This is a genomic window from Melaminivora sp., from assembly GCF_032059615.1.
Lineage (GTDB): Bacteria > Pseudomonadota > Gammaproteobacteria > Burkholderiales > Burkholderiaceae_C > Melaminivora.
In genome coordinates, this window is record NZ_DAMCAM010000026.1 from 1 (window position 1) to 23,493 (window position 23,493).

Sequence of the window (23,493 nt, forward strand, 5' to 3'; positions counted from 1 at the left end):
CGCAGCCGGTGCAGCGAGTAGTCCACGCGCGGCGCGGTGAACAGCGACAGCGGCAGGGGCTCGCCGGGGCGCTGCTGCCAGGTGCCATTGGCGATGCCGTCGTCCATGGCGGCCAGGTCGGGCAGGTCGAACACGTCACGCATCAGCAGGCGCCGCTCGGCGCTGAGCGAGCCCTCGATGTGGTCGTGCTCGGCAAAGGAGAAGTGCATGGGAATGGGCTGCTCGGACAGCCCCACTTCCAGCTCCACGCCGTGGCTCTTGCGCAGCAGGCGCAGCTGCTCCAGGTAGTAGCCGGCGAACAGGTCGGGCCGGGTGAGCGTGGTCTCGTAGCGCCCCGGGCCTTCCACGAAGCCGTAGGCCAGGTGGGTGGGCGCGCGCGCCACGGTGGCGGTCTGCAGGCGCACGTAGGGGTAGAAGGCGCGCACCGGGCCCGGCGGCGTCTCGCCAGCGACGAAACGCTGCATGGCGCTGCGCAGGTGGCCGATCTGCTGCTGGTAGAGGGTCTGTACCCGCTGCAGCGCCTCGGCCGGGTCGCTATGCAGGGTGGGCTCGGGAAGGGTGGGGAGTTGCGCCATGGCGGCTATTGTCCACGGGCAAGAGGGCGTTTCCAGGGCTCAGGCGGACAGCGCGCGTGCCCACTCGCGCGCCTGCGCCGCCGGCATGGGCCGGGCGACGCCGTAGCCCTGGGCCAGGTTGCAGCCCAGGCCGCGCAGCAGCGCCAGCTGCTCGGCGGTCTCCACGCCCTCGGCGACCGACTGCAGCTGCAGGCTGCGCGCGAGCTGCACCACGGCGGTGACGATGGCCACGTCGTCGGCGTCCTGGGGCGTGTCCATGACGAAGGAGCGGTCCACCTTGATCTTGTCGAGCGGATAGCGCTTGAGGTAGGCCAGCGACGAGTAGCCGGTGCCGAAGTCGTCCACCGTCACCGCCACGCCGAGCTGGCGCAGCGCGGCCAGCGTTTCGCGCGTCTGGTCGGCGTGCTGCATCAGTGCCGACTCGGTGATCTCGACTTCCAGGAAGCGCGGCGCCAGGGCCTGTTCGCGCAGCACGCGCTCGATGTCGGCCACCACGTCGCGCTGGCGGAACTCGATGGCCGACAGGTTCACCGACACATGCAGGTCGGCCAGGCCCTCGTCGTGCCAGGCGCGCAGCTGGCGGCAGGCCTCGCGCAGCACCCAGCGGCCGATGGCGGTGATCAGGCCGCGCGACTCGGCCAGGGGGATGAAATCGTCGGGTCCGACCAGGCCGTTCTCCGGGTGTTGCCAGCGCACCAGCGCCTCGAAGCCGTGCAGGCGGCCGTTGGCCACGTCCACTTGCGGCTGGTAGTGCAGCACGAACTGCTGGTGCAGCACGGCCTCGCGCAGCAGGTGCTCCTGGCGCAGCAGGGCGGCGGGCTGCCCCTCCATGCCGGCGGCGTAGAAGCCGCGGCTGCCGCGCCCGGCCTCCTTGGTCTGGTGCATGGCGGCGGCGGCGCGGCGCAGCAGCTCGTCGGCGCCGTGGCCGTCGTCGGGAAACAGGCTGATGCCGATGCAGGCTGACAGGGAGAACGGCACGCCGCCAATGGTGTGCGGCGCGTGCAGGTGCGCCAGGATGGCGTCGGCGGCGCGCCCGGCGCGCGCCGGGCCCGGCAGGTCCGACAGCACCAGCACGAACTGGTCGGCCCCCACGCGCGCGGCGAAGTGCGTGGCCTTCATGCCCGCCTGCAGGCGCCGGGCGACCTCGCACAGCAGCTGGTCGCCGGCTTCGTAGCCGAGCGACTCATTGACGGTCTTGAAATGGTCCAGGTCGATGAACAGCAGCGCCACCCGGCTGGCGCGCGCCTGCGCCTCGGTCAGCGTGTGCGCCAGGTGCTGCATCAGGTGGTGGCGGTTGGGCAGGCCGGTGAGCGCGTCGTGCAGCGTGAGGAAGTCGGCCCGCGCCTGGGCCTGCCTGCGCTCGGTGTTGTCGCGTGCCACTACCACCCGGTAGCCGCCTGCGGCCTGCGGCATGGTCTTGCCCATGACCTCCAGCAGCACGCAGTGGCCCTGGGCGTGGCGGATGCCCACTTCGTACAGGTCCTCGCGCCGATCGGCCGTATAGGCCAGCACGAGCGGCTGGTACTCGGGCAGGATGAAATCCGTGAGCGGGCGGCCCAGCAGCTCGGTGCGGCGGTAGCCCGTCAGGCGCAGCATGGCCTCGTTGCAGTCAAGGATGGTGCCCCCGGTGTGGAACACGATGCCCTCCTCGGTGGCCGCGGAGAACTTGCGCATGCGCTCTTCGCTCTCGAGCACGGCGCGCTCGGCGGCGCGGTGGTGGGTGATGTCGTTGATCAACACGAAGGCGCCGGCCATGGCCGGCGCGTCGTGCCCGTCCTCGGGCGCGAAGTGCGGCACCAGGCTCGACTCGAAGACGCGCACCTCGCCGCCGGGCATGACGTGGTCGCGCACATAGTGCACGGTCTGTCCTTGGAGCACCTGCTCCACGTGGGGCGCGATGAGCGCCCACGCGGCCTCCCCGACCAGCTCGCGCACGGTGTGCCCGATGATGCTGGTCGTCGTGTGGCCGGCGAGCTGGGCGTAGCGCCGGTTGGCGAAGGCGCAGCGCAGCCCGCTGGCTTCGAAGTACGCCAGCAGGACGGGCACCGAGTCGGCCAGCAGGCGCAGCAGCGAATCGTCGGTGCGCGACTGGGCCGCGAAGGCTGCGGCGAACGGCGAGGAGGGATCGGACGGCGGCGTTTGCATGGCGCGGGCCTCGCTTATAGCCCATCGAACCGGCTTTGGCGAGGGTGAAAACTTGATGCAAGTCAAGATCGCAGGCTTGGCAAGCTGGCGCCACAGCGGGCTGGATAATCCCCGCATGACCCGCCCGGCCGCGCCGCCCAGCTCCCGACTGCCCGCATGGATGACCCCGGTCAACCTGCTGCGCGCCTCCATCGGCGTGGCGCTGCTGACCATTGTGCTCAAGATGCTGGCCTGGTGGGTCAGCGGCTCGGTGGGCCTGCTGTCGGATGCGCTGGAGTCCTTCGTGAACCTCGCCGGCGCGATGTTCGCGCTGACCATGGTCACGGTGGCGCAGCGCCCGGCCGACGACTGCCATCCCTACGGGCACCACAAGGCCGAGTATTTCTCCTCGGGCTTCGAGGGCATCCTGATCCTGGGTGCGGCCATGGCCATCCTGTGGGCGGCGGGCCTGCGCCTGCTGCAGCCGCAGCCCGTCGAGGAGATCGGCTGGGGCATGGGCCTGTCGCTGGTCAGCACCGCGCTCAACGGCGCTCTGGCCTGGGTGCTGCTGCGCGCGGCGCGGGTGCACCACTCGGTGGCGCTGGAGGGCGATGCGCGCCACCTGCTGACCGACGTCTGGACGTCGATCGGCGTGGTCGTGGGCCTGCTGGCGGTGCGCGCCACGGGCTGGCTGTGGCTCGATCCACTGGTGGCCATCGGCGTGGCGCTGAACATCCTGCGCGAAGGCGCGCGCCTGCTGTGGGACGCCTCGCAGGGCCTGATGGACGAGGCCATGGCCCCCGAGCAGCTGGCGCAGGTGCAGGTCGTGCTGGATGCGCAGGCCGCAGCCAGCGGCGGCGCGGTGCAGTTCGACGGCCTGGTCTCGCGCCGGGCCGGCGCGCGCAATCACCTGGAGCTGCACATGCATCTGCCGCACGACTGGACGCTGGGCCAGGCCGCGCGCGAGCGCCGCGCCGTGGAGCAGGCGCTGCTGCACGCGGTGCCGGGCCTGCGCGCCACCATCGAGCTGCTGCCGCGCGACCACACGACGGTGTTCGAAGTCATCCAGGCGCGGCGCGAGCAGGAAGAAAGACAGCAGGGCCAGGCAGGGGAGGAGAGACCCGCATGATCAGCGTGCTGCAACGCGTGCGCCAGGCGCACGTCGAAGTCGGGGACGAGGTCATCGGGCGCATCGGTGCCGGCCTGCTGGTGCTTTTGTGCGCCGAGCAGGGCGACGGCGACGCCGAGGCCGAGCGGCTGTTGGCCAAGGTGCTCCGGCTGCGCATCTTCAGCGACGCGGCCGGCAAGATGAACCGCAGCGTGCAGGACGTGGGCGGCGGCCTGCTCGTCGTCAGCCAATTCACCCTGGCGGCGGATACGCGAAGCGGTAACCGGCCGGGCTTCAGCCAGGCGGCATCACCGGCCGAGGGGCGGCGCCTGTACGAGCATTTCGTGCAGCGCGCCCGCGAGTTGCACCCGGAGGTGCAGACCGGGGAATTTGCCGCCGACATGCAGGTGCACCTGGTCAATGACGGGCCGGTGACCATTCCGCTGCGTATCGAGCCGGCGGGGTCAAGTCAAAAACAATAGCTGCTCGCGCTTTTCTGGCAAGGGTTTGGGCTGGATTTGACTCCAAAAACCTTATTGCTTCCAGAAGAACAGCGCCGTCATGACCAGCCCCGTGGCCACGATGCCCCAGCGCAGCACGGCCGGGGGCAGACGGCGCGCCAGGCGGGCGCCGCCGTAGCCGCCAGCGGTGGCGGCGACCATCATGATGAGCGCCTGGTACCAGAACACCTTGCCGCCAGCGGCGTAGATGACCACCGCGATCGCCGTGAGCAGGGCCGAGACCAGGTTCTTCATGCCGTTCATGGCATTGAGCTGGGTCTGGCCCAGCAGGCCGAACAGCGCCAACAGCAGGATGCCCAGGCCGCCGTTGAAGTAGCCGCCGTAGATGGCCACCACCAGCATGCCCGCGCCGGCCTTGAGCGGCGAGGCGGCGCCGCCCTGCGCGCCCGAGCCGGCCCACTGGCGCAGCTGCGGGCCGAAGGCGAACAGGGCCGTGGCCACCAGCAGCAGCCAGGGCACGATCTTGTTGAAGGCCGCGTCCGAGGTGACCAGCAGCAGCGCCGCGCCGGCCGAGCCGCCGATCAGCGACAGCAGCACCGTGGTGCGCATCGACAGGCCCGGCGGCGCGGCCATGTCCTCGCGAAAGCCCCAGGCGCCGGCCGCGTAGCCAGGCAGCAGCGCCACGGTGCCGGTGGCATTGGCGACCACGGGTGGCACGCCGGTGAAGACCAGCGCCGGCAGGGTGAGAAAACTGCCACCGCCGGCGACCGCGTTGAGGGCGCCAGCGACGAAGGCGGCAACGAGAAGCAGGGCAAGATCGAACATCGGAGGGGAAGGGGCAAGAGGCAGGTGCCGAGTGCTCCGATCTTAGGCACGCCGGCGCGCGCCATTGGGCCTGCCTGGGGTTGCAGTGCTTTGACGCGGCCCGGGCTGCCGCCCGTCAGCTGCCGTAGGGGTCGGCGAAGCCCAGCTCGGCCAGGATGGCGGTCTCGTAGGCTTCCATCTCCTGCGCGTCCTCTTCGCTGGTTTCGTGGTCCCAGCCCTGGGCGTGCAGCGTGCCGTGCACCAGCAGGTGGGCGTAGTGTTCGGCCAGCGTCTTGCCCTGCTCGCGCGCCTCGCGCTCGACCACCGGGGCGCACAGCACCAGGTCGGCCACGGCGACGGGCTCCTGCTGATAGTCGAAGGTGAGCACGTTGGTGGCGTAGTCCTTGCGGCGGAACTCGTGGTTCAGGCGCCGGCCCTCGGCCTCGCCAACGATGCGCACGGTGATCTCGGCGTCCACCGCCAGGGCGTGGCGGATCCAGCGGGCGACCTTGTGGCGCGCGAGCACCTCGCGGTGCGCGCTGGCCTCGGCCTCGCGGGCGAATTGCAGGGACAGGGCGAGCTGGTTCAGCGCCATGGTTTTCACTATTTTTGGGCTTTTGCCCTTGCGGTGCAAGGACACACAGCTATGGTTTCAGGAGTCCGTCGCACCACGCCGGCTGCGCTGCGCGTCGTAGGCATCGACGATGCGCGCCACCAGCGGGTGGCGCACCACGTCGGCGCTGGTAAAGCGCGAGAACGCGATGCCCTGCACGCGCTTCAATACGCGCTCGGCATCGATCAGCCCGCTCAGCGTGCCCTTGGGCAGGTCGATCTGGCTGACGTCGCCCGTGACCACGGCGCGCGAGCCAAAGCCCAGGCGCGTGAGGAACATCTTCATCTGCTCGATGGTGGTGTTCTGCGCCTCGTCCAGGATGACGAAGGCGTTGTTGAGCGTGCGCCCGCGCATGAAGGCCAGGGGGGCGATCTCCAGCGCATTGCGCTCGAAGGCCTTTTGCACGCGGTCGTAGCCCATCAGGTCGTACAGCGCGTCGTACAGCGGGCGCAGGTAGGGATCGACTTTCTGCGTGATGTCGCCCGGCAGAAAGCCCAGGCGCTCGCCGGCCTCCACCGCCGGGCGCGTGAGCACGATGCGCTGCACGTTGCTTCGCTCGAGCGCGTCGACGGCGCTGGCCACGGCCAGATAGGTCTTGCCAGTGCCGGCCGGGCCGATGCCGAAGGTGATGTCGTGCGTGGCGATGTTGGTCAGGTACTGGCCCTGCCCGGTGGTGCGCGCGCGCAGGTCGGCGCGGCGCGTGGCCAGCAGGGCAGGCGTGCCCGCGTCCTCGGGCAGGTCGGGGTCGCCCGCCAGCATGAGCTGGATCTGCTCGTCGCGGATGGGGCGCTCGGCCATCTCGTACAGCGCCTGCAGCAGCTCCATGGCCTGCGTGGCCGCGGCCTTGGGACCCTCGACCTTGAACTGCTCGTGGCGGTGCGCGATCTTGACCTGCAGCGCCGCCTCGATGGTGCGCAGGTGCGCGTCCGCCGGGCCGCACAGGTGGGACAGGCGGGTGTTGTTGTGAGGGGTGAAGGTGTGGCGCAGGATCACGCTGATAATTTCCCGAGGGCTTTTGATGGCGTCGGGGCGTATGGCACCCGGCGCGCAGGAACGAGGACACCCATGATAGGCAAACTGACCGGCACGCTGCTGGAGAAAAATCCCCCCGAAGTGCTGCTGGACTGCCACGGCGTGGGCTACGAAGTGCAGGTGCCCATGAGCACCTTCTACAACCTGCCGGGCGTGGGCGAGACCGTCTCGCTGCTGACCCACTTCATCGTGCGCGAAGACGCGCAGCTGCTCTACGGCTTTGCCACGCAGCCCGAACGCGCGGCGTTTCGCGAGCTGATCAAGGTGGCCGGCGTGGGGCCACGCACGGCGCTGTCCATCCTCTCGGGCATGGGCGTGGCGGACCTGGCGCAGGCGGTCACGCTGCAGGAGGGCGGGCGGCTCGTCAAGGTGCCCGGCATCGGCAAGAAGACTGCCGAGCGGCTGCTGCTGGAGCTGAAGGGCAAGCTGGGCGCCGACATGGGCGGCGCGCGCGCCCAGGTCAAGAGCGACGCCCAGGCCGACATCCTGCAGGCGCTGCTGGCGCTGGGCTACAACGACAAGGAGGCGGCGGCGGCGCTCAAAGCCCTGCCGGCCGAGGTGGGGGTGAGCGAGGGCATCAAGCTGGCGCTCAAGGCGCTGGCGCGGTAGGTCAGCGGTGTCTTGCCGGTTTGCCTGGGATGCGCTGGTGCAGCGGCCGGGGCTGGTGGTGGATTGAGCAGCCTCCAGCTCCCTCTCCCCCGAGGGGGCGAGGGAGCGGGCGGGCGCTGCCATCTACAGCAATACCAGCCCCGGCGGCAGGCTGTCGCCCAGGCTGCGCTGGCGGTCTTCCGCGTCCAGCTCGACCACCTCGCGCACCTGCTGCAGCCAGCGCTCGGGCGCGCCGCTGGCCGCCAGCTTGTCCAGCACGGCGGCGCGCACGGCGTCCGGCATGTCTAGCGCGCGTTCGCCCGTCAGGCGTGCCATCTGCACGGCGGCGAACATGGCGTGCTCGTTCTTGCGCCAGTCCTGCGCCAGGGCGGCGTCCAGGAACTCCTGCGCCGCGCCCGGCGGCATCACGCGATGGGCGTTGGCCGCCAGCACCGTGCGCGCCGCCAGGCGGCCGATGGCCCACCAGGTCTGCGGCGGCTCGCCGGCGCGCTTGAGGCGCGCCAGCATCCACTGGCCCATCTCCAGGCGGTACTGCCAGGGCACGGCCTCGACGGCGGCCAGCAGGCGCAGCATGTCGTCGTAGCTGCCCCACTGCGCGCGTGCGCTGCCACTGCGCTGCACGGCCTTTTGCAGGCAGGCGGCGACGTCTTCGAGCAGCTGCATCTGCTGCGCCTCGTCCAGCCCGGCGGCAACGCGCCGCCACAGCACCCACCATTCCGTCCAGTTGGCCGGCTCGCCCGGATGCCCCAGCCCCTGGCCGTACAGCTGCCACAGCTGCGCCATGCGCCAGCCGTCCAGCTCGGCGCCCACGCCGGGGCGCAGGCACCAGCCGGCCAGGTTCAGCCAGGCGCGCTCGTGCTCGGGCGTGCGCCGGCGCCGGCGGGCGCGCGCAAGCAGCGCGTCGAACAGCGCGCGCAGCAGCGGCACGTCCCAGCCCTCGCGCGGGCCGAGCAGCTTTTGCAGCGACTGGCGCAGCTGGCGCACCTCGCGCGGGGTGACGTCGCGGCCCTGGTTGCCGAAGATGCGCTCCAGCAGGGTCAGGGCGGCGGGCAGGCCGGTGGCGGCGGCGTCGGTGGCAGGGGCTTCAGCATCTTTTTGGCCTTTTGCCCTTGTGGGGTCAGCGCCAGCAGCTATGGTTTTTGCAGCCCGGTGATCCGTGGCATCCGCCGTGACATCCGCCGGCGCGCCCGCGCCGCGCACGGCAAAGGGCAGCAGCCACGACTGCTGCGGATCATCCACGGCCACGCAGCGCAGCTCCAGCGTGCCGACCTCGCTCATGCTGGCCTGCAACTGCACCTCGACACGCGCCGTCTCGCGTCCCGGCGGTGCCGGCAGGGCGGTGGCCACGGGCGGCAGCTCCGTCCAGCCCTCACCCTCGATGGCCATGATCTGCCCGGCCTGCGCCTGGCCCTCGCTGCGCGCCAGCAGGGCAAAGCGCACGGCCTGGCCCAGGCGCAGGGCGAAGCGCCGGCCCGTCAGCACCAGGCGCACGCCTTCCTCGGTGCCGCGCGGCAGCAGGCACAGGCCGCGCACGGGCGCGCCGGCCTTGCCCGGCAGCACCAGCCAGTAGCTGCGCGCCGAGCCGCCGCCAATGCGGGGGACTATGTTTTTGCTAGCTGTTTGCGCTTTTCCGGCATGGGTTTGCGGCTGATTCGACGAAGATTTTTCCGGATGCTGGGCCTGGTACTGCGCCAGCGCATGCGCCGCCGCGCCGCGCGCCACCGCCCAGTCCGGGTGCGGGTTGGCCAGCACGCGCACCGGGGCGCCGCGCCAGTGGCCGAGCAGGCCGGTCAGGCGCTCGGCCAGGGCGTGGGCGTGGAACACGCCGCCATTGAGCAGCACGGCATCGGGCAGGCCGTCCGCCGCGTGCCGGCTCAAAAACTGCGCCAAGTGCCGCGACAGGGCCGCATCCGCCGGGTACGGCAGGCCGAGGCCGCGCAGCGCGCCCTGGCGGCGCGCCGGGGCGTCGGTCAGCTCGGCGGGCGGCACAAAGGCCTCGACCACCCATTCCTGCACCTGCGCGCGCGTGAGCGTCGCCGAGCGCGTCTGCGCCAGCAGGCGCGAGCCGGCGCCCAGCAGGGTGATGGGCAGCTGCCCGGGGGCGCCAGCGGCCAGCAGCTGCTCCTTGGCGCTGCGGCAGCGCTGCACCAGCTCGGCAAAGCGCGCCGGTGCCAGGCGCTGGCCGTCGCCGCTGGCAAAGTGCGGCTCCAGCCGATGGGCCAGGGCCAGATCCATGTTGTCGCCGCCCAGCATCAGGTGCTCGCCCACGGCGCTGCGGGTGAGCTGGGGCAGGCCCGTACCGTCCTGCGCGGGCTGCACGCGGATCAGCGTCAGGTCGGTCGTGCCGCCGCCCACGTCCACCACCAGCACCAGGCGGCTGGCGGCCAGCTGCGCGGCAAGCTGCTCGCCCTGCAGCACCAGCCAGTCGTGAAAGGCCGCCTTGGGTTCCTCCAGCAGCTGCACCGGCGGCAGGCCGGCGAGTTGCGCCGCCTGCAGGGTCAGCGCGCGCGCGCCCTCGTCGAAGGAGGCCGGCACGGTGAGCACCACGCTTTGCTGCGCCATGGGGGCATCGGGGTGGGCGGCGTCCCAAGCGGCGCGCAGGTGCGCCAGGTAGCTGGCCGAGGCGTCGAGCGGGGAGATTTTCGCCACGTCCTCGCCCGCGCCCCAGGGCAGGATGGGTGCGCTGCGGTCGACTCCGGCGTGCGACAGCCAGCTTTTGGCGCTGGCCACCAGCCGCTGCGGGCTGCCCGCACCCAGCACCCGCGCCCAGCGGCCGATGACGGCGGGGGCGGCGTCGCCCGCGCCCAGCGGCGGCCAGGGCGTGTGCCAGGCCTCGTGCAGCTCGCCGCTCGCGCCCTGGTAGCGCATGGAGGGCAGCAGGGGCTCGCCCTGCACCTCGGCGGGCGAGATGCGCTGGGGTAGGGGCAGCAGGCGGATGTCCTGCGCGCTGGCGGCGAGCGGCACGAAGGCCAGGGCGGTGTGGCTGGTGCCCAGGTCGATGCCGATGGCGTAGCGGGCAGGAGGAGGCGTGGTCAGCGGGGTCATGCGCCACCTCCTGCGCCCGAATCACCGCTCAGAGTGCCCAGCTCGCCAATCTCGTTTTCGATCTGCTCGGTGCTGGGCAGCTCGCTTTGCAGTTCGGCGGGCAGCGTCTCCAGCAGCCGGTACTCGGCGATGCCCAGCGGCTGCGCCTGATCGCGCAGTGCGTACTCGGCTACCACCTGGTTCTTGCTCTTGCACAGCAGCAGGCCGATGGTGGGGTTGTCGTGTTCGCTTTTCACCTGCGCATCCACCGCGGTCAGATAAAAACCCAGCTGTCCGAGGTGCTCGGGTTTGAATTTGTCCGCCTTGAGTTCGATCACCACGTAGCAGCGCAGCTTGAGGTGATAGAAAAGCAGATCGAGAAAGAAATCGTCGCCGCCTACTTCCACGTGGACCTGACGACCGACGAAGGCGAAGCCCGCGCCCAGTTCCAGCAAGAACTGCGTGATGTGCTGCACCAGGGCAGCTTCGATGGTGCGCTCGCCCGCCTTCTGGCCCATGCGCAGGAAGTCGAACAGGTAGGGGTCTTTGAGCGACTGGCGCGCTAGATCGGTATCGGGGCCGGGCAGGCGCGGCCGAAAATTCGTGACAGCCTTGCCTTCGCGTTCCAGCAGGCGGGTCTCAATGTGCATCTCCAGCACCGCGCGCGACCAGCCGTGCGTGATGGCGCGTTCGGCGTAGGCCAGCCGTGCCCGTGCGTCCTTGAGCTTTGCCAGCAGCACGAGGTTGTGACCCCAGGGCAATTGTCCAACAGCCTGTTGGACGATTGCCTCCTGGTGCCATGCCTGGGCAAAAGCGCGCATGTACATGAGGTTCGCGCGGGAGAAACCCCTCATGTCCGGAAAGGCCACCCGCAGGTCGTGCGCCAGTCGTTCGATGACCTTGGCGCCCCAGCCCTGCTGCTGCTGGCGCTGCAGGATGTCCTGGCCGATCTGCCAGTACAGCAGCACCAGTTCGCGGTTGACGGCCAGCGCCGCGCGTTGCTGGGCGCTGTGGATGCGGGTCTTGAGCTCGGCCAGCCACAGGGCGTAGCCGTCGGGCGGGGTGGTGAGGGAAGCGGGGCGCTCGGGCATGGGATGGACTCCTGGGCGGTGGCGCGGAGAGCGTGGTTGGTGCTGATGCTGGGGCTATGCAGGAGGCGCGCTCCCTCCCCCTCTGGGGGAGGGTTGGGGTGGGGGCCAGCGACGGCGGCACATTCAAACGGCGCTCCCATCGCTAGCCGGCCCCCATCCCGGCCTTCCCCCAGAGGGGGAAGGGGCAGCAGCGGGGCCGCCCGGGGCTACACCGCCCCCGCCGCCCGCACGTCGAACTCCACCTTCCAGCGCTCGCTGCCGCCCACCGGCACCGCCGCCAGCTCCAGCGTGCCAATTTCGCTCACGCGGGCGTGCAGGGTGACGGGCACGACCTCGCCGGCGCTGCGGCCCTCGGGCGGCAGGGTGGCTTCGATCTCCTGCAGCTCGGTCAGCTCCTCGTCGGCCCAGAACTCCAGCAGCGTGCCCACCGCATCCTGGCGGCGCACGCTGGAGCCAAAAAAGCGCAGCCGCACCGGCTCGCCCACGACCAGGCCGAACTGCTGGCCGCTCAGCTCGACCTCGCTGCCTTCCTCCATGCCGAACGGCGCCAGGCACAGGGCGGCGATCGGCGGCTCCATGCCGGGGATGGCCGGCATGTTGCCCTCCACGCCGACGTAGTAGCTCTGCGCCGTGCCGCCGCGAATGCGCACGCCGCGCCCCTGCGCCGCCACGTGGCCGAAGTAGGCCGCGCCGCGCGCCACCGCCAGATCGAGCTGCGCGCCATCGAGCAGCCGCACGGGCGGTGCGCCCTCGGCGGCCAGCCAGCCGTTCAACACTTCCAGGATGCGCGCCTCGATCTGCGCCGCCTTGAGCACGCCGCCGTTGAACAGCACCGCCGTCGGATGGACGAAGCTGGCCCCTTCGGGCGGCGGTGCCAGGCCCTCGATCTGCGCCGTCGCGCCCACCTGGCGCGCCAGAAAGGCCGCCAGATGGCGCGTCACCGCCGCGTCCTGCGCGTAGGGCAGGCCGAGCTGCGTGAGGGCCGCGCGGGCGCGTGTCTGCGGGCGGTCGGTGATGGCGGCGTGCGGGAAAAAGCCCTCGACCAGCAGTTGCAGCACCTCGGCGCGCGTGACCTCGGTGCGGATGCTCGCGCCGATCAGCCTGGCGCCCCGGCTGGGCACGACCACGGGCACGGCCTGCACGCTGTCGTCCTGCAGCAGCTGCTCCTTGGCCGCGCGGCAGGCGTGCGCCAGCGCCCGGGTCTGCCAGGCGTCGAGCTGCCGGCCCTCGGCTGCCAGCTTGCGCGCCACGCCATAGGCCAGCGCCAGATCCATGTTGTCGCCGCCCAGCAGGATGTGCTCGCCCACGGCGATGCGCTGCAGCTGCAGGTTGCCCTCCTGCTCGAGCACGGCGATCAGCGACAGGTCGGTCGTGCCACCGCCCACGTCCACCACCAGCAGGATGTCGCCGTGGCGCACCTGCTTGCGCCAGGCGCCGCCGCTGGCCTGCAACCAGCTGTACAGCGCCGCCTGGGGTTCCTCCAGCAGCGTGAAATGGCCCAGGCCCGCAGCTTGGCAGGCCTCGGCGGTCAACTCGCGCGCCGCCGGGTCGAACGATGCGGGGATGGTCACCGTGACCTGCTGCGCCGACAGCGGCGCGTCCGGGTGGGCGGCGTCCCAGGCGCGGCGCAGGTGCTGGAGGTATGCGGTGCTGGCCTGCAGGGGCGACAGGCGGGCGATCTCGCCCTCGGGGGCCTGGGCGGCGTCAGGCGGCAGGATGGGCGCGCGCCGGTCCACGCCGGCGTGGCACAGCCAGCTCTTGGCGCTGGAGACCAGCCGGATCGGCGTGGCCGCGCCGCGCGTGCGCGCCAGCTCGCCGACGATGAAGTCCTGCGGTGCATCGCCTCCGTCCAGGGCCGGCACGCTGCGCTCGGCGGCGCTCAGTTCGCTGTCGTGCGGCAGGTACAGGAACGACGGCAGCAGCGGGCGCGCCTCGACGCTGGCCGGCGCGGTGAGCTGGGCGATGTCCAGCACGCCCTGCGCCACGCGTTCGCCGTCGCTGGCGGCGGCATCGACATAGGACAGCGCGCAGTGCGTCGTGCCCAGGTCGATGCCGATGCTGTAGCGAGGATGTTGCTCTTTTTGGCCCTCAGCCCTTGTCCCGTCTTGGGTCACAGCTATCGTTTGCATAGTCACAGCTCCACCTCCGCCTGCGCCAGGATGCGCGCGGCCTGGGGGTCGGTCAGCTGCGGCAGGCGCACTTCGCCAGCCTGCCAGCCGCGGTGGGCCAGCGTGCCAGTGAACGGTGGCTGGCCGACCACGTTGCCGCTGACGCGCACGGCGCCGGCGTCAAAGCCGGGCTGCAGCGTGACGCGGCTGCCCTCGCTCTCGGCGCGCACGGGTTGGATGGAGAAATGCCCGGCCAACACCTTGCGGCAGCCGTCGTGCACCACGCGGGCGGCGGCGCCGATCTCGGCATCGCTGTAGCCGGCCACGTCCTCCTGCACGAAATCGACGAAGCGCGCCTCGCGCTGCAGCAGGCCCAGCAGCTGCAGCGCGGCGGTGGGGGCGTGGATTTCGGTGGTTTTCTCGACGACGCGCTCGACCGGCACCTCAATGCGGGTCTCGACGATCTTCTCGACGGGCACCTCGACGCGCACCTCGCGCGGCGGCACGTCGGCGGCCAGCGCCTCGCCGGCGCGCAGGCGCGACACGCCCTGCGCCAGCGAGGCATTGCCCAGAATGGCAAAGAAGCTGCCGATCGCAATGGCGATGCGGCTGAGGAAGGAGGGGGGAGAGGTCTGTGGTGTGCTCATGGTGCAAAAAAGTGGCCGGCGGCCGGGCGCTATGCAAGGGCTTGGCGCGCCGCGCCGGGCACAGAAAATCAGGCGGGCTGGACGCCGTTCGGGGCGTGCGCAATCCCGGCAAAAAAGGGCAATGATGTTACCCAAAGCCCCTTATAGGCCTTGCGCGCGGGCCCATCGCGCACAATCTTTCACTGTATGACCATACAGACCGACGACTTCGCCCCCGCCCCGCCACCGGCCCCTGGCGGGCGCTCTGCGCGCGTGATTTCCGCGGCCCCCGCGTCGCCCCAGGAGGAAGCCCTGGAGCGCGCCCTGCGCCCCAAGCTGCTGGATGAATACGTCGGTCAGGCCAAGGCGCGCGAGCAGCTGGAGATCTTCATCAAGGCGGCCCGAAAGCGCGGCGAGGCGCTCGATCATGTGCTGCTGTTCGGCCCGCCGGGCCTGGGCAAGACGACGCTGTCCCACATCATCGCCACCGAACTGGGCGTGCAGCTGCGCCAGACCAGCGGCCCGGTGCTGGAAAAACCCAAGGATCTGGCGGCGCTGCTGACCAACCTGGAAGCCAACGACGTCCTGTTCATCGATGAGATCCACCGCCTGTCGCCGGTGGTCGAGGAAATCCTCTACCCGGCGCTGGAGGACTACCAGATCGACATCATGATCGGCGAGGGCCCGGCCGCGCGCAGCATCAAGCTGGACCTGCAACCCTTCACCCTGGTGGGTGCCACCACGCGCGCCGGCATGCTCACCAACCCGCTGCGCGACCGCTTCGGCATCGTGGCGCGGCTGGAGTTCTACACCCCCGAGGAGCTCTCGCGCATCGTGCGCCGCTCGGCGGGGCTGCTCAATGCGCCCATTGACGACGACGGCGCCTTCGAGATCGCCCGGCGCTCGCGCGGCACGCCGCGCATCGCCAACCGCCTGCTGCGCCGCGTGCGCGACTACGCCGACGTGAAGGGCGACGGGCGCATCACGCTGGACATCGCCCAGCGCGCACTGACCATGCTGGACGTGGACCCGCAGGGCTTCGACGTGATGGACCGCAAGCTGCTGGAGGCCGTGGTGCACCGCTTCGACGGCGGCCCGGTGGGGCTGGACAACATCGCCGCCAGCATCGGCGAAGAAAGCGGCACCATCGAGGACGTGATCGAGCCCTACCTGATCCAGCAGGGCTTCCTGCAGCGCACGCCGCGCGGGCGCATCGCGACGCTGGCGGCGTATCGGCATCTGGGCGTGGCGCCGCCGCGCAGCTCGGGCGGGCTGTTTGCGGAGTAGCGCGGGGCCCGCCCCAGGGCTCACGCAGCGATACCGGCGCTGGCGGCGAACTCCGGCAGTTCGCGCAGCTGTTCGTACAGCGGTGCGAAGTCCTCTGCCGTGAGGTCGAAAAGCTGCTGGAAGCTGTCGATCACGAAGTAGGTCTGCTGGAAGGTGTCGATCTTGTAGCGCGTGCGCATGGTGCGCGCCAGATCGAGCGGCAGGCGCTGCGGTTCGGGGCTGCGCACCGCATAGGGCAACTCGCCGGCCGAGCTCAGAATGCCGGCGCCATAGGCGCGCAGGCCGCCGCTCTCGCGGATCAGGCCGAACTCGATGGTGTACCAGTACAGGCGCGAGAGCATCTCGCACGCGCCCAGCCGCGCTGCCTTCAGGCCCCCTTCGCCGTAGCGCTGCACGTAGTCGGCGAACACCGGATTGAACAACAGCGGCACGTGGCCGAACAGGTCGTGGAACACGTCCGGCTCGACGATGTAGTCGAACTCCTCGGGCTTTCGGATCCAGTCCGTGACCGGGAACTTGCGATTGGCCAGCAGCTGGAAGAACGGCACCTCCGGGATCAGCCCTGGCACGGCCACCAGCTCCCAGCGCGTGGCGCGGTACAGGCGCTCGTTGACCTCCTCGAAGCGCGGGATGCGCTCCTTGGCGCCCAGCAGCGGCAGGGCGTCGATGAAGGCCTGGCTGGCCAGACCGGGCAGCTGGGCCGACTGGCGCTGGTACAGCCGGTGGTAGGTATCGTGGTCCTGCGCGGTGTAGGACGCCCAGTCCTGCGCGCAGGTGTAGTCGGCCTGGGCGCGGGCGTAGTCGCCGCGCGGCGGGCGCTCGCTGGCGCCATAGACCACGGGTTCGACGGCCATGGCGCGCCCCTTACTCGGCCTGCGCCTGCGGGATGGCGCCGCGGCGCACCTGGTCGCGCTCGAGCGACTCGAACAGCGCCTTGAAGTTGCCCTCGCCGAAGCCGTCGCGGAAGTCGCCGCTGCGCTCGATGAACTCGAAGAACACCGGCCCCAGCATCGGCGTGGAGAAGATCTGCAGCAGCAGGCGCGGCGTGCCGTCGGCCGTGGTGCCGTCCAGCAGGATGCCGCGCGCCTGCAGCTCCGCCACCGGCTGGCCGTGGCCGGGCAGGCGCGTCTCCAGCATCTCGTAGTAGATGTCGTTGGGAGCGCTGGCCAGCGGCACGCCGGCCAGGCCCAGGCGGTCCACCACCTCGGTCAGGTTGTCGCAGATCAGCGCGATGTGCTGGATGCCCTCGCCGTTGAACTGCATCAGGAACTCCTCGATCTGGCCGCCGCCCTGGCGCGCCTCCTCGTTGAGCGGGATGCGGATCTTGCCGTCGGGCGCCGTCATGGCCTTGGAGGTCAGGCCCGTGTACTCGCCCTGGATGTCGAAGTAGCGCAGCTCGCGGAAGTTGAACAGCCGCTCGTAGAAGTTCGACCAGAACTCCATGCGCCCGCGATAGACGTTGTGCGTGAGGTGGTCGATCTCGTTGAGGCCGTGGCCTGTGGGGCGCGGGTCCACCCCGGGCAGCCACTCGAAGTCGATGTCGTAGATCGACTTGCCGTCCTCGAAGCGGTCGATCAGGTACAAAGGCGCGCCGCCGATGCCCTTGATGGCCGGCAGGCGCAGCTCCATCGGGCCGGTCGGGATGTCGATGGGCTGGGCGCCCAGCTCCAGCACGCGCTGGTAGGCCTGGTGCGCATCCTTGACGCGAAACGCCATGCCGCAGGCCGAAGGTCCGTGCTCGGCGGCGAAGTATGCCGCTTGGCTGCGCGGCTCGCGGTTCAGGATGAAGTTGATCTGGTTCTGGCGGTACAGCACCACGTCCTTGGAGCGGTGCCTGGCCACCAGGGTGAAGCCCAGCTTCTCGAACACGTCCTCCAGCACGCCGGGCGTGGGCGAGGTGAACTCGACGAACTCGAAGCCCATCAGGCCCATGGGATTTTCCCAGGCGGAGGTCTCGGTGGCGGCTTGTTGGGGCAGGGCGGCGGTCATGGGGCAGTCTCCTTGCGGACGATGTTGGCGTCGGGTCAATCCAATGACTGTAGGACCGGGGCCGCTCAGATTTAAGGCGAAGCGCGGGCCTTTTGCGGACTGGCGTGCAGGAATGTTGCGTCTGATCAAGGCGTCCTGCACGCCGATGGCGTTAGGGAATGCGTGCACGGCGCCCGCGCGGCGCCTGCCTAGAATCCGCGGCCATGAACAGCGACCGCAGCGCTCCCGCCCTGGACAAGCTCGACCGCGCCATCCTGCGCCGCCTGCAGGACAACGGCCGCGAAACCTATGACGTCATCGGCGAGCAGGTGGGTCTGTCGCCCAGCGCCGTGCTGCGCCGCGCCAAGCGGCTGGAGGAGTGCGGCGTGATCGACCGCTACGTGGCCCTGGTGCGGCCCGAGAGCGTGGGCCTGGGCCTGACGGCCTACATCAACGTGCGCCTGGAAAAGCTGACCGAGAGCCACAAGCGCAACCCCATGGACCTGTTCAAGGCCAGCGTGCAGACCTGGCCTGAGGTCGTGGAGTGCGCGGCGCTCACCGGCGAGATGGACTACCTGCTGCGGGTGGTGGTGGCCGACATGGCGCACTACAGCCGCTTCATCATGGACACGCTGCTCAAGCACCCGAGCGTGCAGGACTGCAAGACCAGCTTCGTGCTCGACCGGGTCAAGGCCACCACGGCGATACCCGTGTAAGCTCATGTTGCATTGCAACAAAACCGCTGCGCAACCCTAGGGAAAACCCTAGAATGGGCCCACCATGCCCATCTCCGAGTCTCTGCTCCACTCCTGCCTGCCCGCAGGTTCGGTCATGCCGCGCCTGCGCGGCCACTTCCACCGAGGTCTTGTCATGAGCTCTGCCCTGATGGTGCCCGTCCGCTCTCTGGGCCCGCAGCACCGCGCCCGCATCGCCACGCACCTGCTGGGCCTATCGGAGCACGACCGCTACCTGCGCTTCGGCTATGCCGCCAGCGACGCGCAGGTCCAGCGCTACGTGGACATGCTGGACTTCGGGCGCGACGCGCTGTTCGGCATCTTCAACCGCCGGCTGGAGCTGATTGCCATGGCGCAGCTGGCGTGTAGTGCGTCGTCCGAGTACGCCAACTGCGCCGAGTTCGGCGTGTCCGTCTCGGCTCATGCGCGGGGACGCGGCTATGGCGCGCGGCTGTTCGACCGCGCCGTCATGCTGGCGCGGCACCGCGGCGTGAGCATGATGTTCATCCACGCGCTGAGCGAGAACACGGCCATGCTCAAGATCGCGCGCAATGCCGGTGCCACGGTGCGCCGCGACGGCCACGAGTCCGAGGCCTACCTGCAGCTGCCCCCGGCCGGGCTGGACACGCACGTGTCCAAGCTGATGGCCGAGCACTACGGCGAGGTGGACTACCAGCTCAAGAAGCAGGCACGCCAGTTTTGGAGCCTGCTGGCCGACCTGCAGGAGATCCGCCAGGGCGTGCGCGAGGGCCGGCACCAGGCCGCCGAGTAAGCGGCGCGGGGCCGGGCTGGCGGGCCGCCGCGCCAGGCCCCACGCGGTGGCGCGGAGCGATCCGCTATCCTAGGAGCCCTTGTTCCACCACCGCGCGCTCAGCCGACGTGTCCGACCCCCATCCTGCGCATCCTGCCGACGGCAGGGAAGACAAGCGCTCCATCCTGCAGCGCCTGATCGAGTTCATCCGCCCCGGGCCCGATTCCACCGACGAGCTGATCGCCACGCTGGCCGAGGCCGAGGACAACGAGGTCATCAACGCCGACGCGCGCGTGATGCTCGAGCGCGTGTTGCGCATGGCCGAGATGACGGCCGACGACGTGCTGGTGCCGCCCGCGCGCATGGACATGCTGGACATCGACGCGCCGGTGGATGCGCTGATGCACCAGGTCATCCAGACGGCGCACTCGCGCTTTCCGGTCTACCAGGGCGCGCGCGACAACATCATCGGCATCCTGCTGGCCAAGGACCTGCTCAAGCGCTGGCGCTCGCCCGAGCTGAGCATCCGCACCCTGGTGCGCCCCGCGCTGTTCGTGCCCGAGAGCAAGGGCCTGCACGAGCTGGTACGCGAGTTTCGCGCCACGCGCAATCACCTGGCCATCGTCATCGACGAGTTCGGGCGCATCGCCGGCCTGGTGACCTTCGAGGACGTGTTCGAGCAGATCGTCGGCGAGATCGAGGACGAGTTCGACATCCCCGAGGACGAGGGCGACATCTTCGCACTGGCCGACGGCAGCTGGCGCGTGAGCGGGCACACCCCGGTCGAGCGCGTGGCCGAGGCGTTCGAGGCGCGCCTGGGGCCGAGCGACCCCGAGGAGGAGTTCGACACCATCGGCGGCCTGATCGCCCATGAACTGGGCCGCGCCCCGGCCAGGGGCGAAGCGGTGGTGCTGGGCGGCCTCAGGTTCGTGGTGCTGCACACCAAGGGCGGCGCGGTGCGCTGGTTCAAGGTGGCGCCCGCCACGGCCGACAACGCCGACCCCGACGCCTGATGGCAACGCCCGTCCTGTTGCAGCGCGGCCCCGCGCCCTGGCTGCTGGCGGCCGCCGCCGGCGGCGTGCAGGCGCTGTCCCTGGCGCTGCCGCTGCCGGGCAGCGGCCAGCCGCTGTGGTGGTTGCAGGTCGCCTCGCTGGCCGTGCTGGCGCACCTGCTGCTGGCCGCGCCGCCCGGGCGCGCCGGCGTGCGCCGCGCGGGCCTGCTGGGCTGGCTGTTTGCCACCGCCTGGCTGTGCGGCACCTTCTGGTGGCTGTTCATCTCCATGCACACCTATGGCGGCCTGGCGGCGCCGCTGGCGGCGCTGGCCGTGCTGGCGCTGGCGGCCTTCCTGGGCAGCTACTACGGCGCGGCCTGCGCGGCGTTCCGGGCGCTCTGCGGCCGCGGCGCGCTGCCTGCAGCCCTGCTGTTTGCCGCGTTGTGGATGCTGGCCGAGCTGGCGCGCGGCCAGTGGTGGACGGGCTTTCCGTGGGGCGCCGTGGGCTACGCCCATGTGGACGGGCCGCTCGCCGTGCTGGCGCGCAGCGTCGGGGTGTACGGCATCAGCTTCGTGGCCGCGGCGCTGGCCCTGCTGCTGGCGCGGGCCCGCGCGCGGCACCTGCGCAGCCCGCGGCTGTGGCTGGGGCTGGCGGCGCTGCTGCTGGCCTGGGCGGGGCTGGCCTGGCAGCGCGGCTGCGCGCTGCAGGGCGGGTGCGCGGCGCTGGGGGCCAGTGCGGACGCCGGCGCGCCGCTGACGCTGGCGCTGCTGCAGGGCAACATCCCCCAGGACGAGAAATTCCAGCCCGGCAGCGGCGTGCCGCTGGCGCTGTCCTGGTACGGCGAGCAGCTGCGCGCCGCGCAGGCGCAACTGGTGGTGGCGCCCGAGACGGCCATCCCCCTGCTGCCCCAGCAGCTGGTGCCGGGCTACCTGGAGGGCATCGCCCAACGGTTCAGCGAGGGCGGGCAGGCCGTGCTGCTGGGCATTCCGCTGGGCAGCCCGCAGGAGGGCTACACCAACTCGGCCATCGGCTTTGCGCCCGGCCAGGAGGGTGCCTATCGCTACGACAAGCACCACCTGGTGCCCTTTGGCGAGTTCATCCCGCCACTGTTCAAGTGGTTCACGCAGATGATGAACATCCCCCTGGGCGACTTTGTCCGCGGCGGCGTGGGCCAGCCCTCGCTGGCCTTTGCCGGCCAGCGCCTCGCGCCCAACATCTGCTACGAGGACTTGTTCGGCGAGGAGCTTGCGGCGCGCTTTCTCGACCCGGCGCAGGCGCCCACGGTGCTGGTCAACCTGAGCAACATCGGCTGGTTCGGCGACAGCATCGCCATTCGCCAGCACTTGGCCATCAGCCGCCTGCGCGCGCTGGAGTTCGAGCGCCCCATGGTGCGCGCCACCAACACCGGCGCCACTGCCGTCATCGACCACCAGGGCCGCGTGACGCACCAGCTGGCGCCGCACACCCGCGCCGTACTGGCCGCCGAGGTGCAGGGCCGCGCGGGGGACGCCACGCCCTACGCGCGCTGGGCCGGCCGCTGGGGCCTGGCGCCGCTGTGGCTCGCGGGCCTGGGCATCGTGCTGCTGGCCTGGCTGCGGCGAGCCCGCGCTTGAATGCGTGCGGCATTTCCCCACGCCAGCACGGACATCGCGCTTGCCCTTGCATGGCGGTCAGGCGGCGCGGACGCTGGATAATGGACCCCTTTTCTGCGGCAGCCGCTCCCTGACAAGGCGGGCCGGCGCGGCGCCCCTTCCTCGAAGCAAGACCGACAGACAATGGCTGAATCCTTCTCGTACGAACAACTGATCGCCTCGGGCGAGGGCCGGTTGTTCTCTCCGGACAGCGGGCGCCTGCCCCTGCCCCCCATGCTGATGTTCGACCGCATCACGCACATCGACAGCGACGGCGGCGCGCACGGCCTGGGCCGGATCGTGGCCGAGCTGGACGTCAAGCCGGGCCTGTGGTTCTTCGAGTGCCACTTCCAGGGCGACCCGGTCATGCCCGGTTGCCTGGGGCTGGACGCCATGTGGCAGCTGATCGGCTTCTATCTCACCTGGCTGCGCCTGCCGGGCCGGGGCCGCGCCCTGGGTGCGGGCGAAGTCAAGTTCACCGGCGAAGTCGGACCCGACGTCAAGCTCGTGACCTACGAGATCGACATCAAGCGCGTGATCAAACGCAAGCTGAACATGGCCATCGGCGACGCGCGCCTGCTCGCCGACGGCAAGGAAATCTACGTGGCCAATGACCTGCGCGTGGGCCTGTTCCTGCGCGAGGAAGGCAGTGCGGAAAACACAGCGACATGAGCAACAGCAGCAGCATCAGTAGCAGTAACGGCGGCGGCAAGCGCCGCGTGGTCATCACCGGGGCGGGCATCGTCTCGTGCATCGGCAATGACCTGGCGACCGTCGAGCAATCGTTGCGGGAGGGCCGCTCGGGCATCCGCGCCGTGCCGGAGTTCACCGAACTGGGCATGCGCAGCCAGGTCGGCGGCACGCCCGAGATCGACCTGGAGTCGCGCATCGACAGGAAGCAACTGCGCTTCATGGGCGACGCCGCCGCCTACGCGCAGATCGCGCTGGAAGACGCCATTGCCCAGGCGGGTCTGCAACCCGAGCAGGTCAGCCACCCGCGCACCGGCCTGATCATGGGCTCGGGCGGCGGCTCGCCGGCCAACCAGATCGAGGCGGCCGACACGCTGCGCGAGAAGGGCATCCGCCGCGTCGGGCCGTACCAGGTCACGCGCTGCATGAGCTCCACCGTCTCGGCGTGCCTGGCGACCAACTTCAAGGTCAAAGGCATCAACTACTCCATCACCTCGGCCTGCTCCACGTCGGCGCACTGCATCGGCGCGGCCGCGCAGCAGATCGCCTGGGGCATGCAGGACGTGATGTTGGCCGGCGGCGGCGAGGAAATGTCCTGGGGCATGGCGTTGCTGTTCGACGGCATGGGCGCCATGTCCAGCAAGTACAACGCCATGCCCGAGAAGGCCTCGCGCGCCTATGACGCCAACCGCGACGGCTTCGTCATCGCCGGCGGCGGCGGCGCGGTGGTGTTGGAGAGCCTGGAGCACGCCCAGGCACGTGGCGCAACCATCCTGGCCGAGGTGGTGGGCTTCGGCGCCACCAGCGACGGCGAGGACATGGTCGCCCCCTCGGGCGACGGCGCCGTGGCCTGCATGCGCCAGGCCATGGAAGGGCTGGATGGGCCGATCGACTACATCAACACCCACGGCACCTCGACCCCGGTGGGCGACATGCAGGAAGTGCGCGCCATGCGCCAGGTGTTCGGCGATGCCGTGCCGCCGTTTTCCTCGACCAAGTCGCTGACCGGGCACTCGCTGGGCGCCACCGGCGTGCAGGAGGCGATTTACTGCCTGGTCATGCTGCAGAAGGGCTTTATCGCCGGGTCCGTGAATGTGGACACGCCCGACCCGGAGCTGGGCGACATGCCGCTGGTGACGAAGACACGTGATGCGCAGTTGACGCAGGTGCTGAGCAACAGCTTCGGCTTTGGCGGGACGAATGCGTCGCTGGTGCTGCGCCGCTGGGATGGTGCCTGAGTCTGCGTTCCTCTCTTGCCTTTGCAT

Annotated in this window: 20 protein-coding genes and 1 pseudogene; 10 read left to right on the forward strand and 11 right to left on the reverse strand. The window is 70.5% G+C overall.

Annotated elements, in window-relative coordinates; translation table 11 throughout:
- A pseudogene (locus tag RT051_RS07510) lies at positions 1-575 on the reverse strand (AMP nucleosidase); the annotation flags it as partial.
- A 39-nt stretch (positions 576-614) separates the two neighbouring features.
- The gene (locus RT051_RS07515) at positions 615-2,720 is read right to left on the reverse strand and encodes an EAL domain-containing protein (protein WP_313074471.1); all 2,106 of its coding nucleotides are present in this window, start codon (positions 2,718-2,720) and stop codon (positions 615-617) included.
- A gap of 115 nt (positions 2,721-2,835) precedes the next feature.
- Here RT051_RS07515 and RT051_RS07520 point away from each other — a divergent pair, with 115 nt between their 5' ends.
- Both RT051_RS07520 and dtd read left to right on the forward strand, forming a co-directional pair.
- On the forward strand, positions 2,836-3,828 hold the full coding sequence (locus RT051_RS07520) for a cation diffusion facilitator family transporter (RefSeq protein WP_313074474.1): 993 nt from the start codon (positions 2,836-2,838) through the stop codon (positions 3,826-3,828).
- Positions 3,825-4,289: a D-aminoacyl-tRNA deacylase gene (dtd, locus tag RT051_RS07525; protein ID WP_313074477.1), complete on the forward strand. Its 465-nt coding sequence runs from the start codon at positions 3,825-3,827 to the stop codon at positions 4,287-4,289. Before RT051_RS07520 ends, dtd begins: the two co-directional genes overlap by 4 nt.
- A 51-nt stretch (positions 4,290-4,340) precedes the next feature.
- Here the strand turns inward: dtd and RT051_RS07530 are convergent, their stop codons facing one another.
- The 3 genes from RT051_RS07530 to RT051_RS07540 form a co-directional block, all read right to left on the reverse strand.
- The gene (locus RT051_RS07530; protein ID WP_313074480.1) at positions 4,341-5,093 is read right to left on the reverse strand and encodes a sulfite exporter TauE/SafE family protein; all 753 of its coding nucleotides are present in this window, start codon (positions 5,091-5,093) and stop codon (positions 4,341-4,343) included.
- A gap of 115 nt (positions 5,094-5,208) precedes the next feature.
- On the reverse strand, positions 5,209-5,667 hold the full coding sequence (ybeY, locus tag RT051_RS07535; protein WP_313074482.1) for an rRNA maturation RNase YbeY: 459 nt from the start codon (positions 5,665-5,667) through the stop codon (positions 5,209-5,211).
- Positions 5,668-5,724: 57 nt separating this feature from the next.
- Positions 5,725-6,678: a PhoH family protein gene (locus RT051_RS07540; RefSeq protein ID WP_313074484.1), complete on the reverse strand. Its 954-nt coding sequence runs from the start codon at positions 6,676-6,678 to the stop codon at positions 5,725-5,727.
- 72 nt (positions 6,679-6,750) lie between these two features.
- Here RT051_RS07540 and ruvA point away from each other — a divergent pair, with 72 nt between their 5' ends.
- Positions 6,751-7,326, forward strand: a complete 576-nt coding sequence (gene ruvA / locus RT051_RS07545; protein WP_313074487.1) for a Holliday junction branch migration protein RuvA — start codon at positions 6,751-6,753, stop codon at positions 7,324-7,326.
- A gap of 123 nt (positions 7,327-7,449) precedes the next feature.
- Here ruvA and RT051_RS07550 read toward each other — a convergent pair whose 3' ends face one another.
- From RT051_RS07550 to RT051_RS07565, 4 genes are all read right to left on the reverse strand, one after another.
- Positions 7,450-10,371 carry an Hsp70 family protein gene (locus RT051_RS07550; protein ID WP_313074490.1) on the reverse strand — a complete coding sequence of 974 codons (2,922 nt, stop codon included), beginning with the start codon at positions 10,369-10,371 and terminating at the stop codon, positions 7,450-7,452.
- Positions 10,368-11,441, reverse strand: coding sequence for a YhcG family protein (locus RT051_RS07555; protein WP_313074493.1), 1,074 nt, complete (start codon positions 11,439-11,441; stop codon positions 10,368-10,370). The genes RT051_RS07550 and RT051_RS07555 overlap by 4 nt, the downstream gene beginning before the upstream one ends.
- A 206-nt stretch (positions 11,442-11,647) precedes the next feature.
- Complete coding sequence (locus RT051_RS07560) at positions 11,648-13,570, reverse strand: Hsp70 family protein (RefSeq protein WP_313074496.1); 1,923 nt, start codon at positions 13,568-13,570, stop codon at positions 11,648-11,650.
- A gap of 2 nt (positions 13,571-13,572) precedes the next feature.
- Positions 13,573-14,196: a DUF2760 domain-containing protein gene (locus tag RT051_RS07565; RefSeq protein ID WP_313074499.1), complete on the reverse strand. Its 624-nt coding sequence runs from the start codon at positions 14,194-14,196 to the stop codon at positions 13,573-13,575.
- A gap of 186 nt (positions 14,197-14,382) precedes the next feature.
- On the opposite strand from RT051_RS07565, the gene ruvB reads away from it, so the two are divergent.
- On the forward strand, positions 14,383-15,462 hold the full coding sequence (ruvB, locus tag RT051_RS07570) for a Holliday junction branch migration DNA helicase RuvB (protein ID WP_313074502.1): 1,080 nt from the start codon (positions 14,383-14,385) through the stop codon (positions 15,460-15,462).
- A 20-nt stretch (positions 15,463-15,482) separates the two neighbouring features.
- Here the strand turns inward: ruvB and phhA are convergent, their stop codons facing one another.
- Both phhA and hppD read right to left on the reverse strand, forming a co-directional pair.
- Positions 15,483-16,316 carry a phenylalanine 4-monooxygenase gene (gene phhA, locus RT051_RS07575; protein ID WP_313074505.1) on the reverse strand — a complete coding sequence of 278 codons (834 nt, stop codon included), beginning with the start codon at positions 16,314-16,316 and terminating at the stop codon, positions 15,483-15,485.
- Between the two features lie 10 nt (positions 16,317-16,326).
- Complete coding sequence (gene hppD / locus RT051_RS07580) at positions 16,327-17,451, reverse strand: 4-hydroxyphenylpyruvate dioxygenase (RefSeq protein WP_313074508.1); 1,125 nt, start codon at positions 17,449-17,451, stop codon at positions 16,327-16,329.
- Positions 17,452-17,654: 203 nt separating this feature from the next.
- On the opposite strand from hppD, the gene RT051_RS07585 reads away from it, so the two are divergent.
- From RT051_RS07585 to fabB, 6 genes are all read left to right on the forward strand, one after another.
- Entirely contained in the window at positions 17,655-18,146 is a 492-nt protein-coding gene (locus tag RT051_RS07585; RefSeq protein WP_313074511.1) for an Lrp/AsnC family transcriptional regulator, read from the forward strand.
- A gap of 115 nt (positions 18,147-18,261) precedes the next feature.
- Entirely contained in the window at positions 18,262-18,936 is a 675-nt protein-coding gene (locus RT051_RS07590) for a GNAT family N-acetyltransferase (protein WP_313074565.1), read from the forward strand.
- A 107-nt stretch (positions 18,937-19,043) separates the two neighbouring features.
- Positions 19,044-19,928: a transporter associated domain-containing protein gene (locus RT051_RS07595; protein ID WP_313074513.1), complete on the forward strand. Its 885-nt coding sequence runs from the start codon at positions 19,044-19,046 to the stop codon at positions 19,926-19,928.
- Positions 19,928-21,520: an apolipoprotein N-acyltransferase gene (gene lnt / locus RT051_RS07600; protein ID WP_313074516.1), complete on the forward strand. Its 1,593-nt coding sequence runs from the start codon at positions 19,928-19,930 to the stop codon at positions 21,518-21,520. The genes RT051_RS07595 and lnt overlap by 1 nt, the downstream gene beginning before the upstream one ends.
- A gap of 162 nt (positions 21,521-21,682) precedes the next feature.
- Positions 21,683-22,210, forward strand: a complete 528-nt coding sequence (gene fabA / locus RT051_RS07605) for a bifunctional 3-hydroxydecanoyl-ACP dehydratase/trans-2-decenoyl-ACP isomerase (RefSeq protein ID WP_313074519.1) — start codon at positions 21,683-21,685, stop codon at positions 22,208-22,210.
- Positions 22,207-23,466 (forward strand): beta-ketoacyl-ACP synthase I, encoded by a 1,260-nt coding sequence (fabB, locus tag RT051_RS07610; RefSeq protein WP_313074522.1) that lies wholly within the window; start codon positions 22,207-22,209, stop codon positions 23,464-23,466. The genes fabA and fabB overlap by 4 nt, the downstream gene beginning before the upstream one ends.
- Positions 23,467-23,493 lie beyond the last annotated feature (27 nt).